Origin of the sequence: Anatilimnocola floriformis, from assembly GCF_024256385.1 — a bacterium.
In the GTDB taxonomy this organism is placed as follows: domain Bacteria; phylum Planctomycetota; class Planctomycetia; order Pirellulales; family Pirellulaceae; genus Anatilimnocola; species Anatilimnocola floriformis.
The window spans coordinates 109,735-132,418 of sequence record NZ_JAMLFW010000004.1; the positions used below are offsets into that span (position 1 = coordinate 109,735).

21 protein-coding genes are annotated in these 22,684 nt (G+C 59.7%); 13 read left to right on the top strand and 8 right to left on the bottom strand.

Going from position 1 to position 22,684, the window contains the following annotated elements:
* Window positions 1-140: 140 nt before the first annotated feature.
* On the top strand, window positions 141-647 hold the full coding sequence (locus tag M9Q49_RS34690) for a CBS domain-containing protein (RefSeq protein ID WP_254513929.1): 507 nt from the start codon (window positions 141-143) through the stop codon (window positions 645-647).
* A gap of 171 nt (window positions 648-818) precedes the next feature.
* Window positions 819-1,742 (top strand): hypothetical protein, encoded by a 924-nt coding sequence (locus M9Q49_RS34695; protein ID WP_254513930.1) that lies wholly within the window; start codon window positions 819-821, stop codon window positions 1,740-1,742.
* A 116-nt stretch (window positions 1,743-1,858) separates the two neighbouring features.
* Here the strand turns inward: M9Q49_RS34695 and M9Q49_RS34700 are convergent, their stop codons facing one another.
* The 4 genes from M9Q49_RS34700 to tilS all read right to left on the bottom strand — a co-directional run bounded on the left by M9Q49_RS34700 (window position 1,859) and on the right by tilS (window position 6,673).
* Entirely contained in the window at window positions 1,859-2,941 is a 1,083-nt protein-coding gene (locus M9Q49_RS34700; protein ID WP_254513931.1) for a hypothetical protein, read from the bottom strand.
* 483 nt (window positions 2,942-3,424) lie between these two features.
* Window positions 3,425-4,345 carry a hypothetical protein gene (locus M9Q49_RS34705; protein WP_254513932.1) on the bottom strand — a complete coding sequence of 307 codons (921 nt, stop codon included), beginning with the start codon at window positions 4,343-4,345 and terminating at the stop codon, window positions 3,425-3,427.
* A 113-nt stretch (window positions 4,346-4,458) separates the two neighbouring features.
* Complete coding sequence (locus M9Q49_RS34710; RefSeq protein ID WP_254513933.1) at window positions 4,459-5,574, bottom strand: hypothetical protein; 1,116 nt, start codon at window positions 5,572-5,574, stop codon at window positions 4,459-4,461.
* Between the two features lie 103 nt (window positions 5,575-5,677).
* Window positions 5,678-6,673, bottom strand: a complete 996-nt coding sequence (tilS, locus tag M9Q49_RS34715; protein ID WP_254513934.1) for a tRNA lysidine(34) synthetase TilS — start codon at window positions 6,671-6,673, stop codon at window positions 5,678-5,680.
* A gap of 792 nt (window positions 6,674-7,465) precedes the next feature.
* On the opposite strand from tilS, the gene rny reads away from it, so the two are divergent.
* The 7 genes from rny to fabG all read left to right on the top strand — a co-directional run bounded on the left by rny (window position 7,466) and on the right by fabG (window position 14,820).
* Window positions 7,466-9,019: a ribonuclease Y gene (gene rny / locus M9Q49_RS34720; RefSeq protein ID WP_315861229.1), complete on the top strand. Its 1,554-nt coding sequence runs from the start codon at window positions 7,466-7,468 to the stop codon at window positions 9,017-9,019.
* A gap of 147 nt (window positions 9,020-9,166) precedes the next feature.
* The gene (locus M9Q49_RS34725) at window positions 9,167-9,958 is read left to right on the top strand and encodes a TIGR00282 family metallophosphoesterase (RefSeq protein ID WP_254513935.1); all 792 of its coding nucleotides are present in this window, start codon (window positions 9,167-9,169) and stop codon (window positions 9,956-9,958) included.
* A 6-nt stretch (window positions 9,959-9,964) separates the two neighbouring features.
* Window positions 9,965-11,131 (top strand): aldose 1-epimerase family protein, encoded by a 1,167-nt coding sequence (locus tag M9Q49_RS34730; protein ID WP_254513936.1) that lies wholly within the window; start codon window positions 9,965-9,967, stop codon window positions 11,129-11,131.
* Between the two features lie 36 nt (window positions 11,132-11,167).
* A complete protein-coding gene (locus M9Q49_RS34735; RefSeq protein WP_254513937.1) occupies window positions 11,168-12,568 on the top strand; it encodes a DUF1501 domain-containing protein in 1,401 nt (466 codons plus the stop codon).
* A 164-nt stretch (window positions 12,569-12,732) separates the two neighbouring features.
* Window positions 12,733-12,915 carry a 50S ribosomal protein L32 gene (gene rpmF / locus M9Q49_RS34740; RefSeq protein WP_254513938.1) on the top strand — a complete coding sequence of 61 codons (183 nt, stop codon included), beginning with the start codon at window positions 12,733-12,735 and terminating at the stop codon, window positions 12,913-12,915.
* Window positions 12,916-12,931: 16 nt separating this feature from the next.
* Window positions 12,932-13,843, top strand: a complete 912-nt coding sequence (gene fabD, locus M9Q49_RS34745) for an ACP S-malonyltransferase (RefSeq protein WP_254513939.1) — start codon at window positions 12,932-12,934, stop codon at window positions 13,841-13,843.
* A 203-nt stretch (window positions 13,844-14,046) separates the two neighbouring features.
* The gene (gene fabG / locus M9Q49_RS34750) at window positions 14,047-14,820 is read left to right on the top strand and encodes a 3-oxoacyl-[acyl-carrier-protein] reductase (RefSeq protein ID WP_254513940.1); all 774 of its coding nucleotides are present in this window, start codon (window positions 14,047-14,049) and stop codon (window positions 14,818-14,820) included.
* A gap of 7 nt (window positions 14,821-14,827) precedes the next feature.
* On the opposite strand, the gene M9Q49_RS34755 is transcribed toward fabG, so the two are convergent.
* Entirely contained in the window at window positions 14,828-16,045 is a 1,218-nt protein-coding gene (locus M9Q49_RS34755) for a tetratricopeptide repeat protein (RefSeq protein WP_254513941.1), read from the bottom strand.
* Window positions 16,046-16,376: 331 nt separating this feature from the next.
* Between M9Q49_RS34755 and M9Q49_RS34760 the strand changes: the two genes are divergently transcribed.
* The gene (locus tag M9Q49_RS34760; protein WP_254513942.1) at window positions 16,377-17,375 is read left to right on the top strand and encodes a DUF1559 domain-containing protein; all 999 of its coding nucleotides are present in this window, start codon (window positions 16,377-16,379) and stop codon (window positions 17,373-17,375) included.
* Window positions 17,376-17,426: 51 nt separating this feature from the next.
* Entirely contained in the window at window positions 17,427-17,819 is a 393-nt protein-coding gene (locus M9Q49_RS34765) for a hypothetical protein (RefSeq protein WP_254513943.1), read from the top strand.
* A gap of 3 nt (window positions 17,820-17,822) precedes the next feature.
* Here M9Q49_RS34765 and M9Q49_RS34770 read toward each other — a convergent pair whose 3' ends face one another.
* The 3 genes from M9Q49_RS34770 to M9Q49_RS34780 are packed head-to-tail and all read right to left on the bottom strand — an operon-like array spanning window position 17,823 to window position 20,166.
* Window positions 17,823-19,115, bottom strand: a complete 1,293-nt coding sequence (locus tag M9Q49_RS34770) for a S1C family serine protease (RefSeq protein WP_254513944.1) — start codon at window positions 19,113-19,115, stop codon at window positions 17,823-17,825.
* A gap of 15 nt (window positions 19,116-19,130) precedes the next feature.
* A complete protein-coding gene (locus M9Q49_RS34775; protein ID WP_254513945.1) occupies window positions 19,131-19,610 on the bottom strand; it encodes a hypothetical protein in 480 nt (159 codons plus the stop codon).
* Window positions 19,600-20,166, bottom strand: coding sequence for an RNA polymerase sigma factor (locus M9Q49_RS34780; protein ID WP_254513946.1), 567 nt, complete (start codon window positions 20,164-20,166; stop codon window positions 19,600-19,602). Before M9Q49_RS34780 ends, M9Q49_RS34775 begins: the two co-directional genes overlap by 11 nt.
* 393 nt (window positions 20,167-20,559) lie before the next feature.
* On the opposite strand from M9Q49_RS34780, the gene M9Q49_RS34785 reads away from it, so the two are divergent.
* Entirely contained in the window at window positions 20,560-21,630 is a 1,071-nt protein-coding gene (locus tag M9Q49_RS34785) for a dipeptidase (RefSeq protein WP_254513947.1), read from the top strand.
* Window positions 21,631-21,681: 51 nt separating this feature from the next.
* Entirely contained in the window at window positions 21,682-22,587 is a 906-nt protein-coding gene (locus M9Q49_RS34790) for an alpha/beta hydrolase (protein WP_254513948.1), read from the top strand.
* Window positions 22,588-22,684: the final 97 nt, after the last annotated feature.

The following is a 22,684-nucleotide window of genomic DNA, read 5'->3' on the forward strand; positions in this document are numbered from 1 at the left end:
GTCAACGCGGGCGAAACGTTCACCAAGCCGCTGGAAAATGCGCGCACTGTCGCCGATTCGTTTGCCGAGCGAAATCTCTGAACCTACGCTTTCGATACAAGCGACCAGGGGCTGGTGCTTCTTACCAAGGCGAACCTTTCGTGAATCGAGCCGAACAAAAGCGCGACACTCTGCAGCTTGCTTTCGAGCAAGCTGCGCAAGCGCAACGGCTGAACGCGCTCACGGTAGGCGACGTCATGACCCGCAACCCGCACACGGTCTGCATCAGCACGACCGCGGCGGTGCTCGTGCAGCATTTTCACGAGCGGCGGTTCCGGCATTTTCTCGTTGTCGAAGATGGCAAACTCGTCGGCGTGATCAGCGACCGCGATGTCATTCGCCTCTTCGGCCTCGATGATTTTCCCGAGCGCAACTCCCTCGAAGCCCTGACGGCTGGCGAGCTGATGAGCACCGACCTGGTGACCGTCGAGCAGGGAACTTCGCTCGTGCAAGCGGTGGCGTTGATCGTCGAAAACGGCATCAGTTGCCTGCCGGTGGTTGAGAACGGCCGAGCGATTGGCATTCTGACAACGACCGATCTTTATCTCGCGCTCGAGCAACTGCTGCGACAAGTCGGCAGCCGCTCGCGCTTCGATTTGCCTGCATAATCTGCACGCCCGTTCTGCACGGACTTGAATCTTTTTCCTTGCGCGGCAGCTTCGGCAACGCCGTTGCGGACAGCCGCTGCTGCGCGAAATTCGTGCTAACTGTTGAAAGGCTCCTCCACACACCCGCCTAAAACCCGCCTGCCGAGCCCGGGCCATCTTTCGGAGAATCTCATGACCATTTCGCACCTGTTCCGCGCAGCCATCGCCAGCTGCCTGGTTCTCTTCGCCGGTTTTGCCCGCGCCGAAGAGCAAGGCCTGGAACTCGCTCCTAATAATCCCGATGTCCTCGCCCTGGTCGAAGTGGGCAAGATCATCGATAGCCCGCTGTTCGCCAAGATCACCAGCGCCTATCCGGAAGTCGCCAAGGCTCTCGATCAGCCGCTCGAAAAAGACAGCAAGCTCACGCCGCGCAGCTTCAGCTCGATCTTTGTTGCCGCCAACACCGAGAAGCAAGACTTCGTCATCGTCTTCAATCTCACGCAAGAAACCGAAATCGACGCCGTGCTGAGCGAAGAGCAGCAGACCAAGGGAACGAAGATCGGTGAGTACACGCTGTACACCCTCACCAACGGCCAGGCCCTGTGCCTCGTTGACGAGACCACCATCGCTGTCGGTCCGGCCAAGACCCTGACCGCCGTGCTGAAGCGCGACGACGAAGCCGAAGTTTCTGAAGCCCTCAGCTCGGCTTGGGAAAACATCGGTGACGATCAGCAGATCTACATCGTGGCCACGCTCGACAAATTGGTGAAGCAAGGCGCTTCGCAGATTCCGGCCGGCCTGCCGATCACTCCGGAAATGCTTGCCAACCTGAAGATTGCCACCTTCACGGCCAACACCGACAAGAAGAACCTGACGCTGACCGCCGGCTTGGATTGCACCAATGCCGACACCGCCAACCAACTGAAGGCTCTGCTCGACCTCGGCATGCGGGCCGCTCAGCAAGACGAAACCACTCCGGCCGAAGTGAAGGAAGTCCTCCGCAGCGTGAAGGCCAAGACCGACGAAGAAACCCTGACCATCAATTTCCAAGTTGGCTTCGAACAACTGCTGGAACAGTTCAAGGGTCAGATCAACGGCGCCATCGGCGCTCAGTAAGCAAGTTTGCGAAGCAAACCAGTAGCGACGGACCATTGGTCCGTCTGCAAAAAACTCAGCAGGACGGGGCTATGGTTTCACCACGGCTCCGTCCTGTTTCTTTTTCTTGCTGCTACCTACCGCGTGCCGAGTTCGATCGAGGCCACGGTAAGTTTGCTGCCGGCAGGGAGCGAGATTCCTAGAATCGCCGGCATGCGCGGGTTTCCTTTTTCTGCCGCCGCGAACTCCACATCTTCGCCACCAATGCGGGCCTTGAGCTGGCCGGCCTGGCGACCGAATTCGATGAAGACCGTGCCGCTGGGAAGGGCGAGCGTCATGGCGTCTTCGTCGCCGTCGACCGAGACCAGGCCGATCGTTTGTCCCTTCTTCACGCCATCGAGATAAATACGACAGACAAAGGCGGGCGCCAGTTGGCGGTTGAAGACCAGCTGCGCGTCGGCATCGCTGGGGGCAGTTACGACGAGCCGGCCGTCGGCGTCTTGCGAGGCGTTGTCGGTGGCGAGTGGTTTCTTCTGCCAGTTCTTCGGGCCCTTGGTGCGGAGTGACCAGTTCTTTGCCGACAGCTGAGCTTTGATCGCCGGCGTCATGGCAGGGAGAGCCACGGCGCCCGCCGCTGCTTCGGAGCCGAGTTCCGGCAGGAGCGATTTCACGTCCGAACCGCCGCGGCCTGCTTCTTCCCACATCTTTGCGGCGAGCTTGCGATCGCCCTTGCCATCCATCAGCAGGAACGCGCCGAAGTAAACTTTGTTGGCAGCACTCTTGGGATCGAGTTCCTGTTGCGCGACGGCGAGGGCCACTTTGTACGGCATGTTCTGCAGCACATATTCGTGATTCTTGCCTGCCGTGCGGACGACTAGCCGCCGGTCGAAATATTCGACGAACAGCACCATCGTTTCGCCGACTACGAACTCCTGAATGGTGCCGGCCTTCGCTTGCATGTTCTTGCCTGCGCGATCGACCGCTTCCCAGAAGCTGGTGATGTAATCGGCCAGCAGTTGCAGCCGATCGAGTTCGATGTCGAACTTCTCTTCGCCTCGCAATTTGCCAGCCGCGGCGAGCTTGGTCTTCATGGTGGCCAAGTCACGGGCCGACATCGCGCTGCGAATATCCTTCAGCGCTGTGGCCTTGGCATCTTCGTCCTGGGCGTGAACAAACGAGACAAACGTCAGGGCGATAAAAATTGCAACGAGCCAGCGCATCGAAGCGGCCTCCAGCAGCGAAACAGAATCGGGATATGCTTGCGAACGAAAATCCCCTGCGCGCTGTCATCTCCAGCGAGCGCATCGCTCTGGCGTGCGAGGTCGAGGTATTCGACCCCTCAGTTTGATTGCCTGCTGGGGTGTAAGTCGAGGGGATTGCCGAAAAATTCCGTCGTCGCCTCTAGCGCGACAACTTCAGTTGTTGTTTGGGTGAGTGGAGTGTTGTTGTGCTCTGAGAACGCTGAACAACGGTTTAGAGAACGGCGGTTCGCGGCAAGTTGTTGGCCGGGATGATGTTCGGCGGCGCGACAAGTGCGCAAGAGTTTAAAAGCCTGTTGTTGCGAACTGTTGTGAAAAATCGCCAGAAATCGGCAGATATTTTGCGCAAGTGCTGACAGCCGTGAGGCTTGAGCAGAATACGATTTGGGCACGAAAGTGTTGTGAGGATCGGCGGCGATGAAGCGAAGGGAAGAACCCTCGCTCTTAGCGATATTCCTGGCTGATTACGAAGAACTCGTATTTGCCGGCTGCCTGCCGGACGCCGAAGATGGTGCGGCGGATTTCGATGATCCGCCGCTGACCTTTTTGGATGTTCTCGAGTAGCAGCAGCTTGTCGTAAGTTTCCTGGCTGTAGAACTGAAAGACGACTTTGCCGCTCGGATCGACTCCCGCTTTTTGCACCAGCTTGCGATCGGCGTCGCGGAGGGCGCCGCTGCGATGCATGAACCGCAGCCGCTTCTCTTTTTTCGGATCGCCGGTGCGGACAGTCGGTTTGCTGGTCGCGACATTGGTGACGTAAGTCACCACCGGGCTGCCGCCGCCGGCGAGGGCGAGTTCGATTTTAAAGAAATCGAGCTGGCGGGCGTACTCGTCGATGGTTGGAGCATTGAGCCGGACTTCCCAGCGTTCCCACGAGGGAATACCGTCGCTCGTGCCAGGGCCACCGGGGCCAGGGCCGCGGCCATCGCCCTGGCCGGTTCCTTCGCCGTTGCCGGACGAGGAACTCATTTCGCCGAGCGTCAGTTCGGCCATCACTTCGGGCTGGGCGGCTGCCAGGGAAATGGCGTCGAGCGATTCTTCGACCTTGGCTTCGGCTGTGGGAGGAATTTCGTCGGTCGAGGGCTCTTCGAATTCTTCATCGACAACCCGCTCGCCGCCGCCGCTGCCTTTGCCACCACCGCCGACGTCTTCCAGCACCATGACGGCGACGGGAGGCGTGGGAATATAGACGCGGCTGGACCACCAGACGATGAACATCAGCCCGACCACGGCGCCGAAACCGGTGAGCACGGAAATAAGCAAGCCCGAGACCTGATCGTAGGCCGACACCCCCATGACCATGTCTTTACGGCGCGGGGGCGGCGATTGTTTTTGGATCTGCGGATTTTCGGTGATCGTTGCCATGAACCGATTCTGATGGAGAGCGGCGGAAAAAGCAAATTGGGAGGGGACTGGGAACTCGGGGGCTGGGGGAAATGCGAATGCGGATACAGATGCTGTTCCCTAGTCCCTAGTCCCTAGCCCCGCAGCGCAGCTGCCAGATGCTGTATGAAGGCCAGGTTGTCGCATTGCAGGTACTGCATTTGGCCGCCCATGCGGGAGTAGCTTTTGCAGAAACGGAGATAGTAAGCCGGGTTGGTCTTTGGCGGTTCGCCTTGTTTCCAATCCCAGTTGCCGCCGTCCTGCAGATCGACCACGTAGATGCCGAGGTCGCTGATCACCGGCTGGCCGGCTTGCAGACGGAGGTTGTTCACGCAGCTGATGCTCTTTTCGAACACCTGAGGGCCCATGATCGCGCTGCCGACGGAGAGGAGGACGCCCCCTTCGAGATTCGCGACGCTGCCGCAGAAGAGCTTGAAATCGAGCTCGCCGCCGCGACCGATCACGCTGCCGCTGAAGATCGGATGATTGGCGATGATGTCGTAACCGATGCCCGGATGTACCGTCAGCGGCACGCCGTGCTTGTAAGCACTGCCGAGAATCGAGGCTCGCTTGTGCGGATGCTTCACGTCGATGCGGCCGGCCGGGAGTTGCTGCGTGAGCATCGCTTGCAGCAGATCGGCCCGCGCTGCAGTGAGTGGATGAGCGGGTTCGTTATGAATCAGTTCGCGGAGCTCATTCACCGACGGCAGGGTCACGCCGTCTTCATGAATCAACCTGCCGAGGGCACGGCCGTAGCCGAGGCCATCGAGCGCGCCGGCCATGAGAGCGACGTGAATGTTGAGGGCCGTTTCGTGCCACGTACCGAACTTGCCGCCAGCGACGCCCATCTCAACGCTTTCGGTCGACGCGCCGAACCAGGCATATTCCCAGTCGTGAATCGTCCCCGCGCCGTTAGTGGCGAGATGCGTGAGGTAGCCTTGCCCCATCAGCTCATCGAGCAGCAGAGCAGCGCCATTGCGGAGCAAGTGAGCGCCATAGACCAGCATCACACTGCGGCCGTTGTCGCGAGCTGCTCGGACTTTTTTGGCGCACTCCTGAATAACGGCAGCTTGGGCTGGATCACGCAGCGGTCGAGGCGGCGCGGCGGGCGCGATGAGAATATCCTCAACGCGCGTCAGGCTTTGCCTTTCGGCGAGGGGATAAACCTGGAGCTTGGCGAGATCGAGAGGTGCGACAGGTGTGCGTTTCATCGGCGATAGCCTACTGTGGCTTTTCGCCGCATGAAAGTAGCTGAATTCGCCAGAATTCAGCTGGTGACGTCTGTTTGCCTGGTTTGAATTCAGCTACTTGGACTTACTGCGTGATTTTGGTCAGCGTGAGGGCGTCACGGCTCTTTTGAGCGCGGATTTGGCCCGGCAAATCAAAGGTTTGATTCGGTGCTTCAGAAACGAGTGCCGCGGCTAGCGATTGCCATTCGCCGAGCCCCATTTGCTGCAGCGGCCAACGTTGCTCCTTCCAGACGAGGATCAGCATTTCGCGCACGAGATGCAGAGGCTGATCGCGGAGCAAAGAAGCGTCGATGGCGATGCCATTCGGACTATTGCGAACGGCTTGCTGCATGAGTTCTTCGGCCCGCTGTTCGATCACCTGCTGAGCATCGCCGGCGAGTTGGCCGAGGCGGAGGAGGGCTTCGCGGACGTTGGAGTTGTACTGCGCGGCGAGTTGCGGCAGCAGGGCGTGGCGAATGCGGTTGCGGGTGAAGCTCGGATCCTCGTTGCTTTCGTCCAAACGAAACGTTTGCTGCCGGGCGGCGAGATACTCGACGACATCGGCCCGACTGAAGTCGAGCAACGGTCGAATGAGAGTGACGGCGGGGCTGAGCAAGCGAACTCGCGGAATGCCGGCGAGCCCGGCGAGGCCCGTACCGCGGATCACACGATGGAGCACAGTCTCGGCCTGGTCGTCGGCTGTGTGGGCCGTCGCCACGTAGCGGGCTCCAGACTTCTCAGCCGTCTTCAGCAGGAACGCATAGCGGGCAGTTCGGGCGGCCGCTTCCACGCCATCGCCGCCCGATTGCTCGAGCGGTTGATCGGTAACGCCGATCTCGCAGGGCAAGCCGAGCTGCCTGGCCAATTCCTGCACAAACCGCGCGTCATCTTCGCCAGCGGCACGGAGCCGATGGTTGAAATGGGCAACGATCAACTTCCCCGGCGCGGCCTGCTCGCGCAGCTCAGACATAGCGCATGCCAGCGACACGCTATCGGCCCCGCCCGAAACGGCAACGACGACAGACACATCTCGCCACGCTTCAACGGGCCAGGCGATTTTCAGGCGAGCGAGGAAATCCATGGAGCGCGATCGAGCGTTGGGGCGATGAGTTGAAAGGGTGATCGGGGCCTGCATCTTCCTCTTCAACCCTTCCTCTCTTCAACCCTTCATCCCTCGCTAAACCCCCATTCTTGCGATTCGTTAAGACTCTGCTAACATGCTACCAGTGTTGTGAAAAGCGACATTGGGTTCGCTTTTTCCACCTAATGGGCAATTTAAACTGGTTGATGGTGTAAGCTCGCTTCGAACGGAGCGGGCAAGCGTTTTGACGTTTGAATTTTCGGTTGTTGCGTAAGGTCGACGGTCAGGCCCAGTGGGCTCGAAGCGTCGGCAGATGGTTGGTCGCTTGGCCAGCTGACGCAAGTCGCTGGTCGAAGGTTGCGTGCGTTATGGAGTTTGTCGCGATTGTCTGGCATTGGCTGTGCGCCTGCCTTCGTTGTTCGCCACAGGGCGAGCGCGTGGTGCTGCCGCAGTCGGTCGCCAGTCTGCTTCCCTGCCGAACCACACGGATCGGTCTGCGTGAAGCGGGCATGCGCGAATGGATTACCGCGGTCGGCTGGTGGTTTGGCCAGAGTAGATCGGCGGTTCCGGTTCGTGTCGCTTTGAAATTTTTGCCGGCAACAAAACAGACTCCACCTCTCACTCGCAACCGCGGCCTGCATGGTTGCCGGGCAATCGCCTGGCAGCTCGGTCGGTAACTCATCGAGTTTGGTTCTCGTCATAACGTTTGTTCGTTCGCCGGGCTGACGACGCAGGCAGGTCGTCGGTTCCTCGTTGCGTTCTTGCGCTCCGCCAGAGAATAGCGGAGGCGTTGTGGTTCATCCGATCTGGATTGGCGTGGCGGCAGTGGTCGCGGCGCTGTTGATGTGGGGCGCTGTCAAGTTTCTCGATCGACTACGCAAAGTCGATGCCGAAAATCAGGCCAAGGAGATTCTCGATCGCGCCTCGCGCGATGCTGGCAACAAAGTCAAAGAAGCCGAGCTCGCGATTAAGGAGCGGGAGCTGGTCTCGAAGCAGGAGACCGAGAAGGCACTCAATAAGAGTCGCGATGAGCTCCGCGAGCGCGAGCGAACCATCGAGAAGCGGCAAGAGACCCTGCAGCAACAGGGCGACGACCTGCGAAAACAAGAGCGGATTGTCGAAACCACCCAACGTCGCCTGGCCGAACGGCTTGAGGATGCCAGCCGTCGCAACGAAGAGCTCGGCAAGATGGTCGATGCCCAGCGGCAGACGTTGCATAACCTTAGTGGTCTCTCGCCCGGCGAAGCCACCAAGCGGTTGCTCGATACGCTGGAAAATGAACTGCAGAGCGAACTCGGCAGCATCGTGCTGCGTCACGAACGGCGTGTTCAAGAGCAGGTTGAACAAAAATCGCGCGACATCATCCTCACGGCGATTCAGCGTTATGCTTCGGCCCACACCGCCGAGAGCACGACGAGCACGGTCGACATTCCCAACGACGAAATGAAGGGCCGCATCATCGGCCGCGAAGGTCGCAATATTCGCGCCTTCGAAAAAGCCACCGGCGTCGATGTGATCATCGACGATACTCCCGGCGTGGTGATCGTCAGCGGCTTTGACCCAGTTCGCCGCGAAGTGGCTCGGCAGTCGCTGGCCAAGCTCATTGCCGACGGCCGGATTCATCCGTCGCGGATCGAAGAGATCGCCGCCGAGACGACCAAGGAAATCGAGTCGTTCATTCAGAAGAAGGGCGAAGAAGCTGCCGAAGAAGTCGGCGCACATGGTTTGCATCCGCGCGTGCTCTACATGCTCGGCCGGTTGCACTTCCGAACCAGCTACAGCCAGAACGTGCTGCGGCACAGCGTCGAAGTGGCATTCCTCTCCGGCCTGCTCGCCGAAATGGTCGGCCTCGACGGCACACTGGCCCGTCGCGCGGGCCTGCTCCACGACATCGGCAAAGCCGCCGATCACGAGCTCGAAGGTGGCCATCCCAAGATCGGCGCCGACCTGCTCAAGCGTCACAACGAAAAGGTGGAAATCGTCCACGCCGCGTTCGGCCACCACGATGAAATCGTGACGGAGTATCCGTACACGATGCTCGTCGCGACTGCCGATGCCTGCAGCGCTTCGCGCCCTGGTGCTCGCCGCGAATCGCTCGAGCGGTACATCAAGCGGATGGAAGAACTCGAATCGATCGCCTGCGGCTTCCCTGGCGTCGAACAAGCTTTTGCCATTCAAGCGGGGCGCGAACTACGCGTGCTCGCCAGCTCGCGCGATACGGATGACACCAAGGCAGCGAAGCTGTGTCGCGACATTGCCAAGGCCTTTGAGGAACAGCTGACGTATCCGGGTGAGATCAAGGTCACCGTGGTGCGGGAGTCGCGGTTTATTGAGGTGGCGCGGTAAAAGAGCATTTTGTCCCCTCGCCCCGGTAGTCCGGGGAGAGGGTTAGGGTGAGGGGCCGAATCGGGTACACTCGCTGCTCAGCCCCTCACCCCGGCCCTCTCCCCGGAGTACCGGGGCGAGGGAGAAAGAAGACTGGAGCGGGGCAAAATGCGAATCCTCCTCATCGGCGATATCGTTGGCAAACCGGGTGTGCGTGTCGTTACAACGGCCCTCGCCGGGTTACGGCAACGCGAGCAGCTTGATCTGGTCATCGCCAATGCCGAGAACGCGCTCGATGGGAGCGGCCTTAGTCCCACGATTTATAAGAAGTTGATCGCCGCCGGCGTCGATGGCATTACGCTCGGTGATCACATTTATCGCCGCAACGAAATCGCCAGCGTTCTCAATAGCGAGTCGAACATCGTCAAGCCGGCGAACTATCCCGCCAAAGCGCCGGGGAAAAATTTCGCCATCATCCAAGCCGCGAGTGGCGAACGGGTCGCGATCATCTCGCTGCTCGGGCGGATTTTCATGAAGCCCGTCGACTGCCCCTTCACGGCGGCTGATCGAGTGCTCTCCGAAATACCTGCCGAGGTAAAAATCCGCCTCGTCGACTTTCATGCCGAAGCGACCAGCGACAAACAACTGATGGGCCGCTATCTCGATGGCCGCGTTTCCGCGGTACTGGGCACGCACACGCACGTGACGACAGCCGATGAGCAGATCTTGCCCGGCGGCACGGCGTTTCAGTGTGACATCGGCATGACTGGCCCGCACGACAGCATTCTTGGCCGTAGAATCGACCGCGTGCTGGAGACTACAATCACTTTTCAACCGACGCAGTTCGATGTCGCGACCGGCGACGTGCAATTGCACGGCACGATCGTAGATGTCGATTCAGCCACCGGCCGAGCGACGGCGATTCGGCGGATTGTTTTCAACGAAGACCCTGTTAACTGAGCTCCCATGCCAACCCGTTCTTGGACTCTCCTCCACCAAGCCGATAACACTCGCACCGACGAAATCACCATTTCGCCGCAAGATCTGGGCGTCGAAGGTCATTGGAAGATCGAAAAACGCACGCTGCACGGCGGCTTGAGCGAAGGGGTCGATGAGATCCGCGTCCACAACGGCCAGCTGTCGTTCTCGATCATTCCCACCCGCGGCATGGGCCTGTGGAAGGCTTGGCTGGGCGATCTCGAGATCGGTTGGAAGTCGCCGAACCGCGGGCCGGTCCATCCGCAGTTTGTCGACATGGGCGAACCGAGCGGACTCGGCTGGCTCGATGGTTTCGATGAGCTGCTCGTGCGCTGCGGTCTCGAAAACAACGGTGCGCCGGAGTTCGACGACAAGACAAACCGCCTGAAATATCCGCTGCATGGCCGCATCGCCAATCGGCCGGCCATTCACGTTTCGGTGAGCGTCGATACCGACACGCAAGAGATCAGCGTTCGTGGCATCGTCGAAGAGACGCGGTTTCACTTCCTCAAGCTGCGAATGGTCACGCAATACACTACGCGGTTCAACGATCATGGCGTGACGATTCACGACGAGATCGAAAACTTCTCCGCCACGCAGGCCGAGATGCAGATGCTGTATCACGTCAACTTTGGCTTGCCGCTGCTCGACGGCGGCTCGCGCGTGGTGTTGCCGGCGAAGACTATCGTGCCGCGAAACGAACGGGCCGCGAGTGGCATCAAGACTTGGGACAGCTACCCCGCGCCGCAGCCGGGCTGGGAAGAAATGGTCTACTTCATGGAGCTGCACGCCGCCGACGACGGCTGGACTCGTGCCCTGCTGAAGAACGCTCACAGCACTCAGGGTGTCAGCCTCATCTTCAATAAACGGCAGCTGCCGTGCTTCAGCCTGTGGAAGGACACGATGGCTGATGGCGATGGTTACGTCACGGGCCTCGAGCCGGGCACGAATTTTCCCAATCCGCGCAGCTACGAAGGCGAACAAGGACGTGTCGTGAAGATTGCCGGCGGCAAGCGGGCGGCGTTTCTCGTCACGCTCGAAGTCCATCCCACGGCAAAAGATGTCGCCGATGCGGAAGCTGCCGTGGCCAAGATCACGGCTGGTCGGCAGGCCCAAGTGTGGGACAAGCCGCAACCGGGCTGGTGCTCGCCTTAACGATTTGGAGTTGGCGATTCCTCCGAGGGTCCGTCCATGTTTCCGCTCACTCGCCGAGAAGTTCTGCAGCGTAGTGGTTTGGGCATCGGCGCCCTCGGCTTGGCCGGGCTATTGAGTGACTGCGGCGATCTGCCAGCCGCGGAAGCAGCCGGTCCTCTCGCTCCGAAGAAGCCGCACTTCGCCGGCCGAGCTAAACGAGTCATCCACTTCTTCTGCAACGGCGGGCCGTCGCACGTTGATACGTTCGATCCTAAGCCAGCTTTGGAGAAATATTCCGGCAAGCCGTTGCCGGAAACGCTGCTGACCGAGCGCAAAACCGGCGCTGCGTTCCCCTCGCCCTTCAAGTTTCAAAAATACGGCGAGAGCGGCCTCGAGATCAGCGAGATCTTTGCCAAGACCGCGCAACACGCCGACGACATCGCGGTCATTCGCTCGATGTACGCGCAAGTGCCAAACCACGAGCCTTCGCTGATGCTCATGAATTGCGGCGACTCGGTGCAGCCGCGGCCCAGTGTTGGTTCCTGGGTGCTGTACGGTCTCGGCACGGAGAATCAAAACCTGCCGGGCTTTGTCGCGATGTGCCCAGGCGGATTTCCGATCAAGGACGCCGAAAACTGGCAGAGCGCGTTCCTTCCCGGTGCTTTTCAAGGGACCTTCATCGACAGCAAGCATCAGCAGTTGGCCAAGCTGATCGAGAACATCGCTCATCCGCACGCGACAACGGCTACTCAGCGGCGGCAGCTCGATTTGCTCGCGCAACTGAACGCTGAACATCGGGCCCAGCGACTCGATGCTCGCCTCGACGCGCGGATTCAAACCTTCGAGCTCGCCTTCCGCATGCAGACCGAAGCCGCCGATGCGTTCGATCTGGACAAAGAGACGGCGGAGACGCGCGGCGCTTACGGCGATCACGTCCACGGCCGGCAAACGCTGATTGCCCGTCGACTGCTGGAGCGCGGCGTGCGTTATGTTCAGCTTTGGCACGGCGCGAGTCAGCCGTGGGACAATCACGACAACATCGCCGGGGCTCACAAAAAGCTCGCCGGTGAAATCGATCAGCCGATCGCGGCCTTGATGACCGATCTGAAACGTCTCGGCATGTTCGACGACACGCTCATCATCTGGGGCGGCGAGTTCGGCCGCACGCCGTCGGTCGAGCTCAATGGAGATGGCAAAAGCAAGCTCGGCCGCGATCACAATCATTACGGCTTCAGTGTGTGGCTGGCCGGCGGCGGCATCAAAGGGGGCCAGGCCTACGGCGCGACCGACGAGTTCGGTTTTAAAGCCGAAGAAAACCCCACTAGTGCCCACGACCTGCATGCCACGATCCTGCACCTGCTTGGTTTCGACCACGAAAAACTGACTTACCGCTACGCCGGCCGCGACTTCCGGCTGACGGACGTGGCGGGCAAGGTGATTCGGCAGATCGTGGCTTAGCGTGCGTCTGGGACGACCAGACCTTGACAGCCTGCCCTGGCATCCCTAACATCGGTCGTTTCTCTGCTTAGCAGCCAAGTAAGGCATTTCTTGCCTATCTCGGTTTTCAGGCACGAGTTATTGCCACGAGTACGCAGGTTTTTCGCCTGGTTTGAGAGTCTGTCATGGCCGTTCCAAAGCGACGATCGTCGAATTCGCGGACCCGCAAGCGCCGGTCCCACCACGCCAAAAAGGCGAAGCAACTGTCGTTCTGCCCCAAATGCAGCAACGCCACGCTCCAGCACGTTGTGTGCGAGAAGTGTGGCTACTACATGGGCCGAGTGATTGTCGAATCCGAAGAGACCTAACGCGAGTCCACAGGTCTTGAGTAAAATCGCCTTATTGTTTCCCGGGCAGGGTGCACAGGCCGTCGGCATGGGTCGACAATTGGCCGAGTCCTTGCCTGCTGCGCGGTCCCTCTTTGACCGCGCCCAAGCCGTCCTGGGCTACGATCTGGCCGAAGTCTGCTTCAACGGCCCCGCCGAAAAGCTCGACTCCACCGTCTACAGCCAGCCCGCGCTCTTCGTCTGCAGCCTCGCTGCCCTCGAATCGCTAAAAGCGACGAAGCCGGAAGTTGCCGCCGAAGCCAAAGCTACCGCTGGCTTGAGCTTGGGTGAATACACCGCGCTCGTCTTTGCCGAAGCGATCACGTTTGAGGACGGCTTGAAGCTGGTCGCCGAGCGCGGCAGCGCCATGCAAGCCGCCGCCGACCTCGTTCCCAGTGGCATGGTCAGCGTCCTCGGCCTTGACCTGGACAAGGTGCAAGCCGTTTGCGACGAAGCTCGCCAACCCGGCGAAGTGCTGCAAATCGCCAATCATTTGTGCCCCGGCAACATCGTGATCAGCGGACACACTTCGGCCTGTGAGCGAGTCCCCGCCATCGCCGAAAAGGCCGGCGCGATGAAGACCATTCGCTTGTCGGTCGCCGGCGCGTTTCACACGCCGCTGATGGCTCCTGCCGTGCAACGCCTGACCTCGGCGCTAGCTCATGTGCCGATCAAGCCGCCGCGGATTCCGGTCATCTCGAATGTCGATGCCCTGTCGCACGACGATCCGCACGAAATTCGCCACCTGCTGGTGCAGCAAGTCGTCTCGCCCGTTCGCTGGGAAGATTCGATGCGCGTTCTGCTCAACATGGGCGTGACTCCCTTCTGGGAAATCGGCCCTGGTCGCGTCCTCCGCGGATTGCTGAAGCGGATTGATCGCAAAGTCGCCGCCGATGGGATTGAGTGCTAATTGCTGATGAAAACCATGCACTTGCGCAGCAAGTGTGGACTCCCTCGCCTCTGTACTCAGGGGAGAGGGCCGGGGTGAGGGGCTGAGCCGCAGCAAACCTTTCCTTCGCTTGCATATCCACCCGCATTAACCCCTCACCCTAACCCTCTCCCCGGAGTACCGAGGCGAGGGGACCAAACCAAACAAATCCAAGGACAATTGCCATGGCCGATGCCAATCCTTACGACAGCTTGAAAGTCAATCTCACCGGCCAAATCGCGGTGGTGACGGGCGCTTCGCAGGGGCTCGGCAAATCGATCGCCATCGCCCTCGGCCAGAGCGGTGCGAAGGTGGCATGCATCGCCCGCAGCGTTGACAAGCTCGCGGCCACGGTCGCCGACATAACCGCTGCCGGCGGCACGGCCGAAGCGTTTCCTTGCGACGTGCGCGAATCGGCTGCCGTCGATAAGTTGATGAACGACATCAACGAGAAGTGGGGCCGAATCGACATTCTCGTGAACAACGCCGGTGTGACCCGCGATACGCTGCTGCCGGTCATGACCGACGAACAGTGGGACGAAGTCATCGCGACCAACCTCCGCGGGCCGTTCCTCTTTGCTCGCGCTGCGGCTCGTTTGATGATGCGGCAGCGTTACGGCCGGATCATCAACATGTCGAGCGTCAGCGGCCTGATGGGGAACGCCGGCCAGACGAATTACAGCGCGTCGAAGGCCGGCCTGATCGGTTTCACCCGCAGCATGAGCCGCGAACTCGCCAAGCGCAAGGTCACCATCAACGCAGTTTGCCCTGGCTTTATCGAAAGCGAAATGACGAAGGTCCTCGGCGATTCGATTCTTGACGAAGTGAAGAAGCGAATCCCCGCCGGCCGCGTCGGCAAGCCCGAAGATGTCTCGGCCTGCGTCCTCTTCCTCGCCAGCCCGGCAGCCAGCTATGTGACTGGCGCCGTGCTAACCGTCGATGGCGGCATGACGGGCTAGGTTGCCGTTAGCGATTTGGCGCCTGCCGTTTTTGATTGGCCGTAATTACGCCCGGTCGAGTTCCCTCTAGGACCTCGACGACCATGCTCCGAACTTCTTCGTAAGTCGGCAGGGTTGTAAACGTGGCAAAGATTTCGGGTTGGCCGTTTTTCAACTTTGCCAGTACGAACGCCTTTTCGTTTTCCTTGATCTTTCCCTCGCGGATCAAGTATGCGTTGAAGCCCTCCGAGTACATCAAGGAGAGCGTGTAGTCGACCTGCTCCTTGTCGTTGAGCACGTGAAAGTCAAACTTGGTCCCCGCGTCGGGCGCAAGTTCAAACTTTTCTTCGACGGCAAGCTGCTTTGGTCCCTGGAAAAATCGATCGCGGAGAAAGACACCCGCCGTGAATTTGCCTGCCCTGCGATATTCACGTAGCCGTTCGATATGCGTGGCCGCCAAAGCAGGCTCCTTGGCCTGCGTGGCTAGAACGACCAACCGCTCTTCTAACCCTGCATCGTTCGGCTTGAGCTTCTGCAACTCCAGACACTCGCGATAGGCCGCGTCAAACTTTTGCTGGACGAGGAATCCAGTTATCAAGAGCTCTCGGCACTTCTCGTCTTGCGGCCGCTCGGCCACCAGTTCACGGACCGTGCGTTCCCATTCCTCGTGCTGGCTAGCGCCGAGGAGCATGACTGCCAGCAAAGTAGTTGCTTCGTGATTCTTCGGCAGCGACTTAAGTGCCTCGCGGGTTTGCGACAGCGCTTCGGCAGTCTCGTTCTGATTCGCTAAGCACATGGCCAGCAAGATCCTGGCTTCGGCGTTCTTAGGATCCAGTTCCAGCGCGCGGCGGAGCGCTTTTATGGCCGCGGGAAACTCCTTGGCGACTCCATGCGACTTTCCCTTGAACGCGTACATGGCCGCATTGTTTGGTTCCAGTTGAATGGCTTGTTCCAAATGAACTTCGGCGGTCGCGACTTGGTCGAGATGCACCACTAGTTGTGCGAGCGCAAAGTGAGCTTGGGCGTCGTTGGGCTGTTGGTGCAGCCGATCTTCGTATGTCTCCACCGCATCGCGAAGTTTTTTGTCGGCTTCGTCCGTCTTGCCGGCTGCGCGCAGTTCCTTGAATTCCTTGACGATTTGCGCTGCTACAACGCCAGCATCATCCGCAGCTTGTGCGGCTGAACCGATGGCGAATCCGCACAGCAGGAAAAGTGCCCAGCACCATTTCGCAAACGTGACATCCATGTCTCACCTCAACTACTCGTATTGCTCCATCTGGCAAAACCGCCAGTATCGTACTCCTATTGGGGTAGGGCCACATAGATGAATTTCCGCAGCGCGGAGTCATCGCGATTGCTTCCTGGCTGATGTTGATGCGTCTGTAGGCAGCCAAAGATTTTCCGCATTTCCGTGCGATTCCGAAACTTTGTCGCTCTATTCTGGTTAGGTACGGACGCTTAGAATGGCGCAAAGTTAAAAATCTGCAATTCGCGGGCGATCGATTTTTCTGGATCGCGCTGCTGCTGCCGGTTAAGATACTGGGCTGGAACAGAAGTCACTTGTGCGGAGGTTTGCGATGTTTCTTCCTCTCCGGAAGCATCGGCGGAGCTCGTTTGGCGGGCTGCGTCAGGCGTTTACGCTAGTCGAATTGCTCGTCGTCATCGCCATCATCGGCGTGCTGGTTGCACTCCTCCTCCCGGCCGTGCAAGCTGCTCGCGAAGCCGCCCGGCGGATGCGCTGCCAGAACAATATGAAGCAGGTCTCGCTGGCTTGGCACAACTATCACGACTCACTCCTCTCGCTGCCGTCGGGGTGCATCTCGACCAACGATTTGAACTGGACGGTGTTCGTGCTGCCATACCTCGAGCAGCGCGGCTTGTATGAGAAGTTCGTCTTCACGGCTGGCGACTACAACACGCCCGCAGCCTCGAAGAATCATCTGGCGATCAACAAAATCGACGCCTATCTGTGTCCGAGTTCGCCAGCCCAAAAGATGATGAAGGGCGGCAACAGTTACGACAACTCTGGCGACTACATCACCAATCCTGCTGGTTTCCCGGCGGGCACTTACTCTCCGTGGACGTTCCACTACTACGGCAACATGGGGCCGCTTGGCGCAAGCACGACCGGCGTCACCTATGAGAAGAGCGGGATGGACAATGGTTATGACTACGTGAGCTTGGAAGGCGTGTGCTTGCGCAACGTTAGCTACAAGCTGAAGGACGTGATCGACGGCACGGCCAACACGTTCATGCTCGGCGAGAACTCGAAACACAATGAAAAATACGGTTCCCGATTTCGAAGTTGGGTCCGCGGCTGCACCGCGAACGGTGGAACCGATGTTTCGCAGACAGCCGAAATTTGCGGCTGCCGCAACATTAAAGACGGCATCAACGTGCCTACGCTCGCGGCCAACACGTTGTTCAACAGCATCACGATGGGGAGCCAGCATCCTGGCGGCACCAATTTTTCGATGTGCGACGGCGCGGTTCGCTATGTGACCGAAAGCATCGATCTTGGCGTTTACCGAGCGACTGCCAGCCGCAACAGCGGCGAGCCGAAGACGATCGAATAATCCGCTTCCCATCTGTCGCCAATTTTTTAAATCCTAGGAAGCGAGTCGCGCATGCTCCACCGCTGGTCGGTCGCCGTTTTTGTGTTGGTCGCTTTGATTGCGGCGAGTGGTTGCGAAAAGAAGGTGCAGCGCTTTCACGTCTGGGGCAAGATCACGTACCAAGGCCAGCCCATTCCAGCCGGCAGCATCACGTTCGACCCCGACCTACAAGCTGGCGCCGACGGACCACAGGGATTTGCCATCATCAAGAATGGCGAGTTTGATACTCGCAAAGATGGCGGCATTGCAACGGTCGGTGGCAAGTACATGGCACGAGTGTATGCGACCGATGGGGTTGCCGGTCCGGAGATCCCCAACGGCAGGCCTTTGTTTCCCGAGCGCAGCATTCCGCAGGATCTGCCTAAGGCCGATGGCGAACTCAACATTGATGTGCCGCGGAAGTAGGCACTACTTCTTCTTCAGCTCTTCCCGCAGCGATTTGATTTCTCGCTGTTGGTGATCGATCACGGCCTGGTAGCGCTCGAGCGATTTGATCAGTAGATCGATCTTTTGTTCGGCAGTTGGCGGCAACGGCTCTTTGTCTTTGTCGGCTGGGAGCGGCACCGCGAGTTCGCGAACATGGCCGCGACTCGACTGGGCAAAGTAGTTGCCATCGGCACTGCGACCTACTTCCACGCGCGGCAGGATCAACTGGCCGAGCTGGTTGTGCGGTAGCTGCGGCAGTTCGACGCCGCCGCCGAGCGTGATCGTCAGTTCGATCTCGCCTGCATCCCGTTCGACGCGATAGCGAATCGTATCGCCCGGCTGTTTGTACATGGTCGGTAGCACGGCTTGATAGGTTGAACGAATCAGCACGCCGTTGACGGCGACGATGCGATCGCCCACTTTCAGGCCCGCTTTATCGGCTGGCCCGCCCGCCGTGATCCGTTGCACGAGCACCATTTCTTCGTTGCCGTCGAGCACCATGCCGACCACCGGCCGACGACGCTTGAGCACCACCACGCCGTTGCCGTTGGCAGCTTCCACGCTGCGAACGAGGCGGCTGATGTGGCTGGCTGGCACCGCATAAGTCCAACCGCGCTGTGCGACCGGTTCGTCAATGGCGAGGATGATGCCAAGCACTTCGGCGGCTCGATTGGCAAGCGGCGAACCGCTTGAGGTTTCGACCGTGCGCAGATCGCATTGCAATAGCGGTGGCAATAGTAGGCCAGTCAATGTTCGTTCGACCGCTCCCACGATGCCGACCGAAACGATGGGCCGATCGACACCCCAAGCCGCGCCGGTCATCACTTGTTCGCCGACATCGGGAGCATCGGCGGCGAGCTTCAGCGGCGTGAGCTCTTTTCCTTCGCAGCCGAGCAGCGACAAGCCGGAGTATTCATCAACGGCGAGCAACTTCGCATCGCTCTGCACGCCGCCGGCGAGCGTCAAACGGACGCGATCGTCGCTGGCGACAAGCGTCGCCGTGACCACCTTATTCGGCGACACGCAAAAGCCCGTGCAGACCATCACCGACGCTTGCGGGGCCGGCTTCGTTTCTTCTTTGCCGCTTAGTTCATCGGCGGCTTTTTCTTCGGCAGCTGGCTTCGCGGCTTCCATTCGGCGAATGCGAACCGTGACCACTGACTGCTGCAGTTTCGCGGCGGCCCCTTTCCAATCACCGGTAGCCTGTTGCGCGCACAGCGGCAGCGGTGCGCTGGCGGCGAGCAAGAGAGCGAAGATGAGGAAGGTGCGAGTCATAATCGATTGCGAGAACTAAAATGCAATGCGGCCAGCGACAGGGGATTGTTCCTGCCAGAGATCGAGCAAGCCTTCGAGCTCCGGACCATTCACATCGACCAGGGCGGGGCGAAATGAAACAGGCGTCAGGTCGGCGTCATTCACCGGATTGCTCACAACCGGCACGCTGACGACAGCGTTCTCGGGCGGGAGGTTCGCTTCTGGTTGGGCTGTTTGTTGGCTGCCACGCGAGAGGACAATCAGCGTCAAACCACATACCAGCAATAAGGCAGCGGCGGCCGAAACCCCCAGCGGCAACCGTCGGCGCTGCCACCAAGAGCGAGGCTCTGCGGCCAGCGCTTCCATCAGCTTGGTCGGCGCCTGGCAGGCCGGATAAACACTGCTCAGCCGCTGCGCGTCGCACTGCAGTTGCTCACTGAGCGCGGCGAAATCATCCGGCAGTTCGCCGTCGAAATTCGGGTCATCGAGCGGGTCATGAATCGGATCAAACGACATGCGAGAGGTCCTCACCGGGGAAAGCTGGCAGTTGGCTGGCTTCTTCCCCTTCTTGTTCCAGCAATTTGCGGAGAGCGGCCAGACCGTGGAAAATCCGCGATTTCACGGTTCCCAGTGGGCACTCCAAAATCTCCGCGATCTCTTCGTAGCGCAGCCCTTCGCTGAACCGCAACACCAGCGACTGCCGCTGGCCATCGGGCAACTGAGCCACGCGGGCCCATAGGCTGTTCTTCCACTCGTGCACTTCGGCCGGCGCGTCGGCTCCGGGCGTGGTCCGCTCTTCGGCGGGCTCCGAATCCCACAGCACCTGCAGCTTCTTCCGCCGCATGCCAACGCGGCGCCGTTCCCGCCGCTCAAGATTCAGCAGAATGCCGTACAGCCAGGTATACAGGCTGCTCCGCCCCTCGAAGGTCGCCCCTTGCCGTGAGAGCACCAGGAAGGTTTCCTGAGCCAGATCGTCGGCGTCCCAGGGATTGCCGCTCAGCACGAGGGCGGCCCGGTGAATCCGGTCGAAATGCTGCCGGGCGGTGTCTTGCAGGTCGATCGCCATCGGCATTGGTCCTTTCCGCCCGGGTTTGGATTACTGAATGATATACGGAGCTCGAAGCTGCTTCGTGCGACGTCAGTATTGGGTGCCATAGCCTGTCCCCAGAGTTCAAAATCCGTGCGATTCCGCCGGAAATGATCCCCAGGAGAGAAAAAGCCCGAAGTGCTTTCCCTTGCTTAGCTTAAAGCATCGAGGCCGGAGAATTCAACAAAAAGCGGCGAGATTTCACTTTCCGCAGCTGAGCTGATTGGTCGGAAGTCTCGCCAATCACGAGTAACGCCCCCTGAAAGAGTTGGCGAGTGGTGTGTAGCGTGCCGCGCGGCTATTTGGCCAAAGTGGCAACCTGCTCCGCTCATGGTTACATTGCACTTCTCCGCTACTTCCCACCTCAGGACTCCCGCCATGTTTTTGGTCGATGGCCATCTCGATCTGTCGATGAATGCGCTCGAATGGAACCGAGACCTCACGCTGCCGCTCGCTGATGTGCGGCGGTGGGAACTGGGCAAGAGTGACAAGGTCGATCGAGCTAAGGGCGTGTGCACGTTTCCTGAGATGCGCCGCGGCCAAATCGGGCTCTGCATTGCGACGCAGATCGCTCGCTACGTTGCCGAGGGAAATTCATTGCCGGGTTGGCACGCGCCGGAGATTGCTTGGGCCCAGACGCAAGGGCAGCTCGCGTATTACCGCGCGATGGAACGGGCTGGCGAGATGAAGCAGATCGTCGATCGCGCCGGACTGCTGCAGCATGTCGAACTCTGGCAGAACAACCCGCCTGCCGACGCGCCGATCGGTTATGTCCTCACGCTCGAGGGAGCCGATTCGATCGTTGACCTGTCGTATCTCGAAATGGCTTGGGCCAGCGGGCTTCGTTGCATCGGGCCGGCGCACTATGGCCCTGGTCGATACAGTCCCGGCACCGGCGCTGAAGGTGGCCTCACCATTGCGGGTCGCGAGCTCGTGAAGGAAATGGGCCGCTATGGTTTTTGTCTCGATGCGACTCACCTGACTGATGATGCTTTTTGGGAAGCCCTTTCGCTATGGAGCGGCCCGGTCTGGGCGAGTCACCAGAACTGTCGCGCGCTCGTGCCGCATCAACGGCAGTTTAGCGACGAACAGCTGAAAGAACTCATCCGTCGCGATGCCGTGATTGGCGGCGCGTTCGATGCTTGGATGATGGTGCCGAATTGGATCCGTGGCAAAACCACGCCGCAGGAAACCGGCTGCAAGATTGAAACGATCGCCCTGCACATCGATCACGTTTGCCAACTCGCCGGCACCGCGCGACATTGTGCCATCGGCAGCGATCTCGACGGCGGTTACGGCACTGAGCAAACGGCCATGGACCTCGACTCGATTGCTGATCTGCAACAGATCGCTCCTATTCTGGAAAAGCGCGGCTACAGTCAGCCCGACATCGCCGGTATCATGCATGGCAACTGGATCAGAAAATTGGCCGATAGTTTGCCGAAGTAGTCGGATTGAATCAGGCAGTCAAATCCCCAAACTCTCTGAGGGCTCTCTCTTATGGCGCGAATCACTCCCTGCTACGCACTCCTCTGCGTACTCGTTCTGTTTTCATCCCTGGCTTCAGCACTCCGGGCCGAGGAACTGCAGCCGCTGACTGACGTTCCTTATGGAAAACATCCGCGGCAGGTGCTCGATTTTTATCCAGCAAAGTCCGACAAGCCGACGCCGGTGGTGTTTTACATTCACGGCGGCGGCTGGCAGGCCGGCGACAAAAAGACCAACCCCAAGGCCTTCAACGACAAGGGCATCTCGGTCGTCGCCATCAACTATCGCTACGTAAAGATGGCGGCGGAAGATAAGGTCGAACCGCCGGTGAAGGCTCCGCTGAGCGATGGGGCTCGCGCGCTGCAGTTCACACGTTCGAAGGCCAAGGAATGGAATCTCGATAAGACCCGGGTCGGCGCAACCGGCGGTTCGGCTGGCGGCGCTTCGTCGCTGTGGCTCGCCTTTCACGACGACCTGGCCGATCCCAAGAGCGACGACCCGATCGCCCGCGAATCGACGCGTCTCACCTGCGCCGCCGTCAACGGCGCTCAGACTTCGCTCGATGGCAAAGAACTCCGCGAGTGGATGCCCAATTACGGCTACGGCGCGCACGCTTTCGGCCTGAAGAATTTTCAAGCCCTGATCGACGAGCGCGAGAAAATCCTGCCGTGGATCAAGGAGTACTCGCCCATCGAACTCGTCAGCAAAGATGATCCACCGATCGGCCTGTTCTACGGCGGCGAAAAGCCCGTCGTCGGTTCCTCGCCCAAAGACCCGACTCACTCCGGCGTCCTCGGCTTGAAGCTCGCCGAGAAGCTGAAGGAAACGGGCGTGGAAGTTGTTTTGGTGGCTCCTGAAATGCCTCACGAGAAATACAAAGGCACGACGGATTACCTGATCGATAAGCTGCTGAAGTAAGCGAAACACCGGGAAGAAGCTGATGCGGAGTAGCCGCAACCAATGAGCTTCCGCCCCTCACCCTAACCCTCTCCCCTGAGTACAGGGGCGAGGGAAC